The following is a 12,825-nucleotide window of genomic DNA, read 5'->3' as shown; positions in this document are numbered from 1 at the left end:
TTTTATCGAGGCTGCAGGATTATACAAGGCGATTGTTTTTATGCGAGCTATGCTACCAGACAATGAACATTTTTCCGAAACTCGAACTAGCCTATTCTAATTTCAAACATTGCGCCCGATCAAATTCGGAATACATATGAACATTATAATTTACTAACATGAAAGAAATTCTATTTTATCAACTCTTCGAAACTCAGTCTTCGACTTACACGTATCTCATCGCCGATTGGGAAACGAAAGAAGCCGCAATCATCGATCCGGTATGGGAAACCGTGGAACGGGATCTAAAGCTGATCCGCGACCTCAATCTTCATCTCGTTTACATTTTAGAAACGCATATTCATGCGGATCATATCAGCGGAGCCGATGAAATCCGTCAAAACACGATCGCAAGAACGGCCATAAGCGCGAACGCGGGACTTGATTGCGCTGATATTTCCCTCGAAGACGGACAAGAGCTCCTGCTCGGAAACAAAAAAATCACCGCGATCGCGACACCCGGACATACGAACGCGTGCATGAGCTATTTCTTCGAAGGAATGATCTTTACGGGAGATTCTCTTTTGATCCGCGGAACGGGAAGAACCGATTTCCAGGACGGGTCCGCTTCCAAGCTTTATGACAGCATTACGCAGAGACTTTTTTCTCTTCCGGATGAAACCCAAGTGTATCCGGGTCACGATTATCAAGGTTTAAGTTTTTCAACGATCGGATTGGAAAAAAAATTGAATCCGAGAATCGGAGGCGACCGTTCCAAAGAGGATTTTACGCGAATCATGAGACAACTTCAGCTCGCTACTCCGAAGAAAATGCACTTGGCCGTACCCGTCAATTTAGCCTGCGGCAAATTGGAATCGGTAAAAGTGATGAGCCCGCAGGTAGTATCGGGAATTCCCGTCGTTTCGACGGAGGACGTATTCGAGAACATCGGAAAAATAAAAATTATCGATGTGCGTTATCCGGGAGAATTTCACGGAGCCTTAGGCCATATCAATACGGCTCAACTCTTGCCGCTCGGTTCAGAGCTAACGAAATATTTACAAACCGGAAACCGTTCCGAAGAAATCGTGTTTGTTTGTCGCAGCGGAAAACGGTCCAGACAAGCAACGGAAGAAAGCATTCGATTGGGTTATAAATTCACGGCTAGCATGGCAGGCGGCATGTTGAATTGGAATGAAAGATCGCTGCCGAAGGAGTAAGAGAAATGACCACAGAATGGGTTATGGGATTGATCGGAGGAGCGGTGATCGGGATCGCCGTTTCTCTGATGCTTTTATGGAACGGAAGAGTAACGGGAGTCAGCGGGATCGTATACGGCGTTTTAGTTCCGGTTCAAGGTGACACCGCTTGGCGATGGTATTTCATCGTGGGACTTTTATTGGGAGGAATTTCGTTGAAGTTCACCGCTCCCGAACTTTTAGCGGTAGAACTGCAAACGAAAACCTGGCTCGGCGCGTTAGCCGGTATCCTCGTCGGTTTCGGCGCAATGTTGGGGGGCGGCTGCACGAGCGGGCACGGAGTTTGCGGCGTAAGTAGGTTCTCACTTCGATCGATCGTGGCTACGATTCTTTTTATGGGCGCCGGAATGGGAGCCGTATTGTTTCTTCGAACGATCGGATGGCTCGTATGAAATACAATCTCGGAGCCTTTATCGTGGGTCTGCTCTTTGCCATCGGCTTAGGCATATCCGGAATTTTACAACCGGCAAACATAATCGGTTTTTTGAATGTTTTCGGAAAATGGAATCCCACTCTTCTTTTTACGATGGCGGGAGCGGTTGGAATCCATTTCATCACATATAAATTAATCCGAAAACGAAAAACTCCGATGCTTACGAAAGATTGGTATATCCCGACTCGACAAGAGATCACACCGGCGCTGATCATCGGAAGTCTTATTTTTGGAATCGGCTGGGGATTGGGAGGTTATTGCCCGACGGTGTCGGTCACGTCTCTCGCGAGTTTCGAAACGCGCCCCTTCGTCGTTTTTCTGAGCGTCTTAGCGGGAATGTATCTGTTTCGATTCTTGGATAAAAAAACGAATCTGAAAAACAAACTCGAATAAGAACGTCGATGCTGATACTCGGTTACATCGCATCCTTTCTTATGGGAACTTCGATCGGACTGATCGGAGCGGGAGGGTCCATTCTTATGGTTCCCATTCTTTTCTATATCTTCGGACAGGATGCGGACCAAGCGACGACGAACTCGCTTTTCGTCGTCGGAGTAACCGCGTTGATCGGAGCCTTGCTGAATGCGAAAAAAGGAAATATCGACGGGAAGATAGGAATTCTTTTCGCATTACCGAGCTTTATCGGCATCTATATTGCGAGAGGATTCCTGCTTCCCATTCTTCCGAACTCGTTCGATTCGTATTTCGGAATCGTTCTCTCAAAGTCGCTTTTGATAATGATCGTCTTTGCGATCGCGATGATCTTCAGTGCATGGGGGATGATTCACACTTCCGTTTCGACCTCCGTAGAAACGTCTCGAAATCATGCGGCTTCCGTACCTTGGATGACGATCGGACTCAAAGGATTGATCGTTGGTTTGATCACCGGATTCGTGGGAGCGGGAGGCGGCTTTTTAATCATTCCCGCCCTGGTGCTTCTTCTTAAATTTTCGATCGGCGTCGCGATCGGAACTTCTCTTGCGATCATCGCGGCCAATTCCTTGTTCGGATTTGCGATCAGTTTTTCGACGGCACAAACGGAAGCTTGTCCCTTCCTTTTAACGATTTGCGTATTGGGAATCGGAGGAATGGTTTTCGGACAATTCCTTTCTTCGAGAATGAAGGAACGGTCTTTGAAAAAAGGTTTCGGCTATTTCGTATTCACGATCGCATCCTTGATCCTATTGGATCAGGGTCTTCGTTTATAAGAATTCTTTAAATGGATCGGACCAAAACGAACTTTCACCGACAATTGTCATCGGCTTCTTTGCGGAAATGGAAAGGAGCGAAGGTCCGTTAGACGAAATACTCTCCCAAACCCGATGATTTTTCGCAAACGCTTCCGCGCGATTTTTCCGGTTCCCTTTATTTTATCAGCTTCATATAAAAATCGGAAAGCGCATCCGGAAGATAAACGGGATTGGGAAGAATACGATACGAACCGTGTCCGAGCATCGAAGGGAGATACTGTTTCGCCTGCTTGTCGATCGCAAGAGCATAAAAACCTACGTTTTGTTTTTCACATTCCCGAATCGCTTGTTTTACATCCTCGATTCCGTAACGGCCTTCGTATCGATCGTAGTCGTTCGGTTTTCCATCCGACAAAAGAAGAATCCATCGTTTCGAACTTTTTTCCCGTTCGATCCGAGTCAAAGCGTGCCGAATCGCGGGACCGATTCTCGTATAACCGCTCGCTTGAACGGCGCCTATTTTGTTTCTCGTTTTTTCCCAATCGTCCTCGAATCTCTTGATCGTAAAATAGTCGCAATGATTTCTCGTTCTCGAAGAAAAACAATCCATTTGAAATCGATCTCCGTATTCGGAACAGAGCTGGCCGAATAATAACAGCGAAACTTTCTCGACATCCAGGATTCGCCGATTCTCCACGAAAGAATCGGTGGATAAACTCGTGTCCGTCAGTATCAGAATCGAAACGTCGCGAGTCGCTTTTCGTTTGGAAAGATAGATTCTTTCGGAAGGACTTCTGCCGGAGAGAACGTCCGTAGAATGTTCCACGATCGAATCCAGGTCGATATCTTCCCCGTCTAACTGCCGTTTAACGATATTTCGTTCGTTAACGAAACGGTTGAATCGAGACCGGAGTGCGTTCAAAACGGCTCTGTGTTCCGAAACCGCGTTCGCGTAAAACGCGGGATCTTCCCGCAAAAACGTTTTCGGAAAGACGCTACAATACCCTTTCTTATATTTCTTTTTGCCGAAATCCCATTCGTCGTACGAAACCGATTCCTCATTCGAAAATACGTCTTCGGTTTCCCCGAGCGCCGACCCGAACGAATATTCGGTTCGAAAGATGGAATGTGTAGGATCGTCCGAACGGACGGTGTTTCTGAGATCCAATTCCCGAAGGGCTTCTTTTTGTTCCTCGAGTTCGTCGGAACCGTCGAAGTCCCTCCAATTTCCGTTGAATTCTTCGATCGTATCCACTTTTTCAAAGTGATGTTGTAAGGTGTAATCCTTCTGGGATTTCCGGTCGACTTGGATCGGATTTATTTTTTCACGAACGACACCTTCTTCCTCGGTTTCGATCGAATCGTTTCCGCTAAGACGCTCCTTCGGAATTGCGGAATCCTTTTCCGGAAGGACGTCTTTCGGAGCGGACATCCACACTCCGTGAAGAAGCGAAAGATTTTCCTTATATTCGAAAGTTTGATTTTTCTTTTCCCGAAACGCGACTTCGGTTTCGATCACGGAATTTACGAGCCGAAGCGAATCCGGATATTGATCCGCGATGCTCCTTAAAACCAAAGGATAGGTTTCTTTTGCCTTTTGAATGGACGGATTCCTTTCCGGATCGAGACCGTCCTCCCAGTTTAGGCCCAATCGTTTCTGTTCAGTCAGATACAAAATTCTAAAAATATAATATTCTAAATTTCCGTTCTTATCATGCGCATGTGTATAAATCGCGGGGAGAAAGAATTTCCGTTTCTGATATCCGCCTTCTTTCTCTGCGGTGAGAATCTCGATATTCTCTCCCGTAAGAGCTTTTGCAAGAATCGAAAGCCTGTCCTTGATCTCCGCGAGAGATACCGAATTCTCATTCGTATCGGGATCCTGCGATCCGATCCGAAAGAATCGATACAATTGTTTGAATGTAAACTCCTCCCAGCTCACGCGAAATCACAAAGACAAGGCGACCAAATCCTTCAACGCGTTTACGATGTCCCGGTCGTCCGATAAGGGTTGTACGATCGCAACTTCGCAGGACAAACGGGGAGGAAGTCCGCTTACGATCATCTTTGCGGCGTCCACAAGCAACCTCGTCGAACAGGATTCGGTCAATCCTAGTTCGGTAAGATTGCGAATCTTGTGTCCGAGCCTGACCAACTTTCCCGCGAATTCGGACGAAATTCCCGTTTCTCCCCTTACGATCGACTCTTCCACTTCCGACTTCGGATAATCGAATTGTAATGCGACAAACCTCTGTCTTGTGGAAGGTTTCAATTCCTTCCAACCTTTTTGATAACCCGGATTGTAGGAAGCGACGAGCATAAAAGATTCCGGAGCCTGAATCCTTTCGTTTTTCCGATCGAGATAGATTTCCCTCCTATAGTCGGTTAAAGGATGAATTGCGACGATCGTATCGGGTCGCGCTTCCGCGATTTCATCGATATAAAGAATCGCCCCCATTCGAACGCTTCGCGTCAGCGGACCGTCCTGCCAAACCGTTTCCGCTCCTTGAATGAGGTAGCGTCCCAAAAGATCCACCGCGGAAGTTTCTTCATGACAAGAAACGATCAACAATGGGAGTTTCAATTTTGCCGCCATGTATTCCACAAAGCGGGATTTTCCGGAACCGGTCGGCCCCTTCAGCAAAAGCGGAAGTTTATTTCGATGCGCGTGTTCGAACGCAACAACTTCGTGCCCGATCTCTTTGTAAAAAGGAAGTTCGAGCCGGACTTGAGATCGTTCCGCCTCTTCTATGTTCGCCGAATTCTTCATCTAAAATTCATTACGACGTCGCCCGATGCGCTCTCGGCGTTCAGAGCTTCGTCGGTAGGCCGACCGAATCGTATAAAGTTTACGATAAACGCGACGATTCCGGACGTGAACACGATGGCGGCTAACGTCAATCCGAAAAAGTGAACCTCGATCTCCTTCTGTACGATTAGAAAATCCATTCCGAATTTTCGTTCCAGATAAACCTGAGCGATCCCGGCCACCGCAAAGGCTCCGGTCATTCCCAACATACCGATGTTAGACGCCCAGAAGGCGTAAAGTCCCGTAGGATTGTTCCAGAGTTTTCTTCCGGTCAATAGAGGCATCGCATAGGTTACGATCGCCAATACGATCATCGCATACGCTCCCCAAAACGCGAGATGGCCGTGCATCGCCGTAATCAAGGTTCCGTGAGTATAAAGATTCACTTGAGGCAGCGTGTGTGCGAATCCTAAAAAGCCCGCGCCTACGAAGGACATCACCGCGCTCCCGATCGTCCAATAAATCGAAATCGCGTTCGGATGATTTCTTCCGCTCTTTCGATACATGGAAATCGCGAACATCGCCATCGCCAAAAACGCGAGAGGTTCGAGCATGGAAAAGAATCCGCCGACCCATTTCCAATATTCGGGAACACCGATAAAGTAGTAATGATGCCCCGTTCCTAAAATTCCGGATAAAAACGTTAATCCGACAATCACGTAGAGCCATTTTTCGATCACTTCCCGATCGACTCCCGTCAACTTAATGAGAAGAAAAGAAAGAATTCCCCCCATGATCAGTTCCCAAACCCCTTCCACCCAAAGATGAACGACCCACCAGCGAAAGTAAGAATCCACGGTCTGACTATTGAACTGAATCATTCCCGGCAGATACAACAACGCCGCGGAAAATAAACCGAAATACAGAACGAGTCCGGTCGTCGAGTTCTTGCTTCCTTTCCAAACGGTCATTCCTATATTGAATAGAAACATTAGGACGTTTATCACGACGAGATAATCGAGAGGTCTCGGTATTTCCAGGAACTTTCTTCCTTCCCATACGTTAAAATGAAATCCAACGATCGAAACGACTCCGACTACGATCAGGGAAATCAATTGTACATACGCCAATTTTTCCGAATAAAGCTCCCTGCCCGATTCTTCCGGAATGATATAATGCGCCGCCCCCATAAATCCCGTCAAAAGCCAAACCACGAGAAGATTCGTATGAGTCGCCCTCGCCGCGTTGAACGGAATCCAATCGTGCAAACCGTCGAACCCCATTCTCGCAAAAGACATTATAAATCCGTAAACTAACTGCAACGAGAGAAGCAGCATACACGTTGCGAAAAACCAATAGGCTATTTTCTGAGATTTGTATTTCATGATCGCTCCACTTATGATTCCTTTTCGATTCTATTTTAACTGGGATAAATACTTCGTGAGATCCTTGATTTCCGAATCCGTCAGAGGAAGTTTCGGCATCGCGGTTCCCGGTTTGATCTTTTGGGGGTCTTTCAGCCAATTTTCCAAATACCCAACTTCGTATTTATTGCCTACAGAGTCCAAAGCCGGGCCTACGTTTCCTCCGGAACCGCCGACCGCATGACAGGCCGTACAGATCTGTTTGAATTTTTCGGGAGGCTGTATATTAGCCGACTGCACGCTAACGGTTTTGGTTTCTTGTTTATACTCCGGTTTCGGAGGGAAACCTTTCAGATCCAACTCTCCGCTCCATTTGAGAAACGCGATCACCTCGTCGATCTGTTGATCGGTGAAGTCGTATCGGACCATCTTCCTTTCGCCCGGATACATCGCTTGGGGATCCTTTAAAAAAACGCGTATCCATTCGGGGCCGCGGCGTTCATATACCTTCGTAAGTTCGGGAGCGTAATAGGCTCCTTCTCCCAAAATCGTATGACATCCCATACAATTATTCTTCTCCCAGATTTCCTTTCCCGCAATGACGCTCGGCGAAATGTTTCGATTCGATTCGTGCGAATAAACGTATCGCATCGAATCGAACGTAAGAAATAAGAATACGGCGGAAAACAAAGCGGTTCCGAGTAGAAAAAATAATTTTGCCTGAAACTTACTGAGCATGTTTCATTCCTTTTTTCTGAGTATATTCAAAAATCTGCAGGAAAGAATGATAACGTATATTCACTTTTTGTCATCGATCTATATCAAATTTACGGGGTTTTTGTAAGGAATATTCGGGGATTTGATTACTTGGGTAACACACAGATCCAGTCCGGTTCGGTCTTTCGCTTATTACAAAACGAGAGCGTATCTTTATCAAAGAAATGCAGAAATGGGACCGAATTGCGTGGGAATATCTTCTTCAAAAACGTTTTACTCATTTCCCGACTTTTACGCATCGTCGATCATTCCTGAAACGATAGCGTTCGTTCCTTTCCCGCTTTCGGAGTCCGGATTCTTCTTTTGTCAGGAAAATTATTCTTTTCGAATGTGTTTTCATAGATAGAGCGAGACATCCGGGCTCGGAAGGAAAATGATGAAGAACGATTTTATAAAAACGTCCGTTTTGTTCTGGATTCTTTCGTTTACTTCCTATTGCAGCCAAGCGGACCGGATCTCGGTCGATGCTATGAAAAATCCGCTAATCGCCTTAGTGGAGCCCGCACGCTTCTTCAATTCTTCCGCGCAACAACCGGGTGACGTTCCCAACTGCAGCACCACCTTGGGTCCTTGTTATATCTTTGAACTCTACAACATCGGAGGAATTCTTACGAATGGGTCGATGGGAGGTATTTCCGGTGCGGACGCTCTCTGTCAAACCGCAGCAGCCGTTCTGCCCGCATCCTTCGGAACTCCGAGCGAATATAAGGCAATGCTTATGGATGAATCCGGTACAAGAGATCTGACTCACAATTGGGTTTTGCATCCGAATACGAGTTATTTCAACGTTAAAAAAAGTTCCTTAAATCCCGCGGATAGTAGACTCGTTTTCACAACGGACTCGCAGGCAATGTTTAGTGCGTTTCCGGCGAGCAACGCGATCATCGTAGATGGAACCAGGCCCGTCAGCACTTACACGTTCACCGGCATTCGAAACGATACTCCCGGTTCGGTCGGGATTTGGCTGCCGGGTGCAGGAAGAAGTTGTTTCAACTGGACGAGTACGGCAACGGGAACCACTTACGGTTCCATCGGTTATCCGGAAGACGTCTCCACGTATATGATCGATCGAGGTTATTCAGCGGCAACGGGTTGTAATTCTACTCACGGTCTTTATTGCGTTCGCCGGTAAAAATCGTTAAACGAATCGATTCTCGTTGCGAGCTTGATCGTTTTAACGATTGAATATGTAGACCGCTCCGGAGTTCGGTTTCATTTCATTCCAAGTCTGAATCGTACCTTGCGTAATGGTAGTTTGTCCCGAGTCTTCCTGCGGAGCCCCTGCAAGAATTGTGTCTCCTGAAATTCCGATTCCCATTCCAAACCAATCACCGGTCTGCACATTTTTTGCTTTGAGATAGGATTCCTGTGCCCAGGTCGTTCCGGTTCTTTGATAGACATACGCGGCTCCGGCGCTTTGAAGGGAGTTGTTCGTACTGGCGGTGATTCCGTTCGTAATCTGATTCGCGTTGCTTCCCTCCCAATACGAACCGACCACGATCGTATCTCCCGAAATCGCCAGACTATTTCCGAACTCGTTGACGGAACCCGGATTGACCGGCTTGAGAATTCTTTGCTGCGTCCAAGTCGTCCCGACGCGAACGAATACGTACGCGGCCCCTTCCGATTCTCCCGTTGCGCCCGATACGATCGTATCCCCTGAAATCGCGACGCTATATCCGAGCCAATTCCCCGCGGACGCGTTATTCGCCTTTAGATACGCTTCCTGCGTCCAAACGGCTCCCGTCCGTTTGTAAACATAAACCGCGCCCGATTCGCTTTTACTATTGTCCGCGCTTGCCGTCGTTCCGTTCGTGATCGTGATTTGATTGCTGCTTTCTCCGTTCGCGCCGACCGCGATGGTATCTCCGTGGATCGCAACGCTGTACCCGAACAGATCCCCCGCATCCGCGTTAGACGCCTTTAGATACGCCTCCTGGGCCCAAGCGGTTCCGCTTCTACGATACACATAGACCGCTCCCGAACTTGCTGCGCTGTTGTCCGCACTCGCTGTAGTTCCGTTCGTGATCGTAGTATCGCCGCTGCTTTCCGCAAAAGCGCCGACCGCGATCGTATCTCCGAAAATCGCGACGCTGTATCCGAAGGAATCTCCCGCTTCCGCGTTCGGCGCTTTGAGATAAGCCTCCTGCACCCAGTTCGCTCCGCTTCTTCGAAACACATAGACCGCTCCCGAACCTCCGGCGCTGTTATCCGCGCTCGCTGTGGTTCCATTCGTGATCGTAGTATCGCTGCTGCTTTCCAAATACGCTCCGACCACAAGAGTGTCTCCCGAGATCGCAAGACTATAACCGAAATAATCGTACGCTTCCGCATTCGGCGCTTTGATGTACGCTTCTTGTGCCCAAACCGCTCCGTTTCTCCGATACACATAAACGGCACCCGAACTATCCGCGCCGTTATCCGAACTGGCGGTTGTTCCGTTCGTAATCGTAGTCTGTGCGCTGCTTTCTTGATACGCTCCTACCGCAATCGTATCGCCGTCGATCGCAACGGTGTTTCCGAAATAGTCCGCAATATCCGCGTTAGACGCCTTGATATAGGCCCCGTTTTGCCAGATGCCGACCGAGGCTTGTAATCGAATCGTAGTTTGGACGGAATTCTTCGCATTGCTCGCCGTGATCGTGTATTCCGTCGCAGGAAGCGACTCGGTGGGAATTCCGGAGAGAGCGCCCGTGGTAACGTCCAAATCAATTCCCGTCGGAAGTGACGGAGAAATCGAATACCGACTTGGAACCCCCGTTACCGAAGGACGAATCGTAGGAATCGGAACGAATTTCGTATATTGCAGCATAGGAATCGGATATTTCAGATCGGAAAGAGGTGCGTCCAACAAAAGAGCCAAGTTTCCGTAGAACGGTTTTGCTTCTCCGCCTCCTAAGCACTGGAGAAAAAACAATATGCCTACAATCGCGGAGAAGATTCTATTTTCGAAACGCATACGCCGCTCCCGACCGATACGCCGAATTGTCCGCGCTTGCGGTCGATCCGGAACTGATCGTTGTTTGATTGCTGCATTCTTGAGAAGCGCCTATCGCGATTCGGTTGCCTGAAATGGCAACGCTGATCCCGAATAAATCCGCTACGTCCGGATTCGGAGCTTTGAAATACGCTTCCATTTCCCAAACACCCGAAACTTTTTGAAACAGATAAGCCGCACCCGATTGCGGCGCTTGGTCATTCCAATCGTTTAAGATTCCATTCGTAACCGTGGTTTGATTCGACCCTTCGTTGATCGCCCCGATTAAGATTCGATCTCCGTCGATCGCAACGCTCGTTCCGAACTGATCCCCGCCTTGGACGTTCGGGGTTTTTACATACGCTTGCTGCGTCCAAACGGTTCCGTTTCTTGCAAACACGTAAGCCGCTCCTGCGCTTCCGTTCGAATTATCGGAGCTCGCGGTCGAACCGTTCACGACCGTGTTTTCGTTGCTGTCTTCCAAAGGCGAACCGACTACGATCGTATTACCGACAATCGCGACACTGAAACCGAATCGATCGCTCGTATCCAAGTTGGAAGCTTTCAGAAACGCTTCTTCCGCCCAAATCCCCGCCGACCTTCGATAGACGTACACAGCGCCCGAAGCAAACTTAGAATTATCCCCGCTTGCGATTCCCCCGTTGATCGATACGGATTGACTGGATTCTTGATAAGCGCCGATCGCGATCGTATCGCCGGAAATGGAAACGCTGGATCCGAAATAATCGCCGCTATCCGAATTCGACGCTTTCAAATACGCTTCCTGCGTCCAAACACCCGTATTTCTACGAAATACGTACGCCGCACCCGAATCGTTTCTGCCGTTATTCACACTCGCAGTAGTTCCGTTCGTGATCGTCGATTGATTGCTGTCTTCCCATTGCGCTCCCACTACGATCACATCCCCGTCGATCGCAACGTCGGAGCCGAATTGATCCCCCATATCGAAGTTGGAAGCTTTTAACATCGCTTCCTGAACCCAAGTCGTTCCGGTTCTTTGAAAAACATACGCGGAACCGGAGCTTCCGTCTAACGTCGCACCGACGACGATCGTATCTCCCGAAATCGCGACGCTGATTCCGAACCGATCGTTCGTATTCGCGTTGGAGGCTTTGAGATACGCTTCTTGAATCCAATTTCCCGAAACATTCCGAAACACATACGCCGCCCCGGAGTCCATGAAACTCGTATCCATACTTGCGGTCGGACCGTTCGTGATCGTAGTTTGATTGCTGCTTTCCCGGTAAGCGCCGACCACCATCGTATCCCCCGAAATCGCCAGGTTGTAGCCGAAATATAAACCGCCTAATCCGACGTTAGGCGGCTTGATATAGGCGTCGTTCGTCCATCCGCCGATCGGCGTAGAAGCGGGAGGATTGGAAGTCGGATCGTCGATTCCGCCTTGGGAAGAATTGGAGGAGGAAGTTCCGGTTCCCAAAAGAAGAAGCAGATTCTGGTCATCTTTCGGGCGATATTCGCAATTGAAAAGAATCGAAAAAACGAACAGATAAAGAAGAAACGAACGGAATCCTCTGTTTAAGAATGTTGGTTCTGAATCCGGCTTCAATTTCGATCGACCTTCTCTTTAAAAATGCGAACACTTCTTTCGTTTGAATCGCCTCAATGTATAGGAAAAGCGGACGCAAGTCCCCGTTTCTTATAATCATACAATCGCACTTATGAATCGAATCGCAAAAGACGAATATGCAACATTGGGCATAAACGATTCCGAAAAAAAATCATCGAATCGTAATTTATGGAATCATAATAGACTCGGTAAGAATCGAAGACCGAACCTAGGTTGAAAAAAGGATTCTTCTTTTTGCCGAGCCCGCGCGCCGTAAAAACGGTAGAATTTTTCACCAAGAAAGGATTCTTCTTGATTCCTAACGTGAAAACGACGCCGAAAACGAATCCCCCGTTCAGGGGATTTTTCGGATTTTTATGCCCCGAAATTGTTAAGCGAAGACTTGGGAAACGATGTCTCGGCTAGTAGTTTCGGAAATATTTTTCCTCTCGTTTCCGGATTCCGCTTTCCCTCTCGGGGGCCGCGCCAAGTAGAATCCGTTCTAAGGC

The 12,825-nt window shown here is 48.1% G+C and carries 11 protein-coding genes; 5 read left to right on the top strand and 6 right to left on the bottom strand.

Going from position 1 to position 12,825, the window contains the following annotated elements; genetic code table 11:
• The first annotated feature begins 158 nt into the window (after positions 1-158).
• The 4 genes from LFX17_RS07675 to LFX17_RS07660 are packed head-to-tail and all read left to right on the top strand — an operon-like array spanning position 159 to position 2,879.
• Positions 159-1,199 (top strand): MBL fold metallo-hydrolase, encoded by a 1,041-nt coding sequence (locus LFX17_RS07675; protein WP_238729742.1) that lies wholly within the window; start codon positions 159-161, stop codon positions 1,197-1,199.
• Positions 1,200-1,204: 5 nt separating this feature from the next.
• Positions 1,205-1,630 (top strand): YeeE/YedE family protein, encoded by a 426-nt coding sequence (locus tag LFX17_RS07670; protein WP_238729741.1) that lies wholly within the window; start codon positions 1,205-1,207, stop codon positions 1,628-1,630.
• Entirely contained in the window at positions 1,627-2,064 is a 438-nt protein-coding gene (locus LFX17_RS07665) for a DUF6691 family protein (RefSeq protein ID WP_238729740.1), read from the top strand. Before LFX17_RS07670 ends, LFX17_RS07665 begins: the two co-directional genes overlap by 4 nt.
• Before the next feature lie 8 nt (positions 2,065-2,072).
• Positions 2,073-2,879, top strand: coding sequence for a sulfite exporter TauE/SafE family protein (locus LFX17_RS07660; RefSeq protein WP_238745924.1), 807 nt, complete (start codon positions 2,073-2,075; stop codon positions 2,877-2,879).
• Positions 2,880-3,036: 157 nt separating this feature from the next.
• Here LFX17_RS07660 and LFX17_RS07655 read toward each other — a convergent pair whose 3' ends face one another.
• Genes LFX17_RS07655 through LFX17_RS07640 form a run of 4 tightly spaced genes read right to left on the bottom strand, consistent with a single transcriptional unit; the run spans position 3,037 to position 7,712 of the window.
• Positions 3,037-4,803: a nitric oxide reductase activation protein NorD gene (locus LFX17_RS07655; RefSeq protein ID WP_238745922.1), complete on the bottom strand. Its 1,767-nt coding sequence runs from the start codon at positions 4,801-4,803 to the stop codon at positions 3,037-3,039.
• A gap of 6 nt (positions 4,804-4,809) precedes the next feature.
• On the bottom strand, positions 4,810-5,631 hold the full coding sequence (locus LFX17_RS07650; RefSeq protein WP_238745920.1) for a CbbQ/NirQ/NorQ/GpvN family protein: 822 nt from the start codon (positions 5,629-5,631) through the stop codon (positions 4,810-4,812).
• Positions 5,628-6,995, bottom strand: coding sequence for a cbb3-type cytochrome c oxidase subunit I (locus LFX17_RS07645; protein WP_238729736.1), 1,368 nt, complete (start codon positions 6,993-6,995; stop codon positions 5,628-5,630). The genes LFX17_RS07650 and LFX17_RS07645 overlap by 4 nt, the downstream gene beginning before the upstream one ends.
• A 30-nt stretch (positions 6,996-7,025) precedes the next feature.
• Positions 7,026-7,712 (bottom strand): c-type cytochrome, encoded by a 687-nt coding sequence (locus LFX17_RS07640; protein ID WP_238745918.1) that lies wholly within the window; start codon positions 7,710-7,712, stop codon positions 7,026-7,028.
• Between the two features lie 412 nt (positions 7,713-8,124).
• Here LFX17_RS07640 and LFX17_RS07635 point away from each other — a divergent pair, with 412 nt between their 5' ends.
• Positions 8,125-8,883, top strand: a complete 759-nt coding sequence (locus LFX17_RS07635) for a DUF1554 domain-containing protein (protein ID WP_238745916.1) — start codon at positions 8,125-8,127, stop codon at positions 8,881-8,883.
• Positions 8,884-8,925: 42 nt separating this feature from the next.
• On the opposite strand, the gene LFX17_RS07630 is transcribed toward LFX17_RS07635, so the two are convergent.
• Both LFX17_RS07630 and LFX17_RS07625 read right to left on the bottom strand, forming a co-directional pair.
• A complete protein-coding gene (locus LFX17_RS07630; protein WP_238745914.1) occupies positions 8,926-10,710 on the bottom strand; it encodes an FG-GAP repeat protein in 1,785 nt (594 codons plus the stop codon).
• Complete coding sequence (locus LFX17_RS07625) at positions 10,694-12,316, bottom strand: FG-GAP repeat protein (protein WP_238745912.1); 1,623 nt, start codon at positions 12,314-12,316, stop codon at positions 10,694-10,696. Before LFX17_RS07625 ends, LFX17_RS07630 begins: the two co-directional genes overlap by 17 nt.
• Between the last annotated feature and the right edge of the window lie 509 nt (positions 12,317-12,825).

The organism is Leptospira sanjuanensis (assembly GCF_022267375.1).
Taxonomy (GTDB): Bacteria; Spirochaetota; Leptospiria; order Leptospirales; family Leptospiraceae; genus Leptospira; species Leptospira sanjuanensis.
Note: the sequence above shows the minus strand (reverse complement) of the source record. Positions and strands in the feature narration are given on the sequence as shown.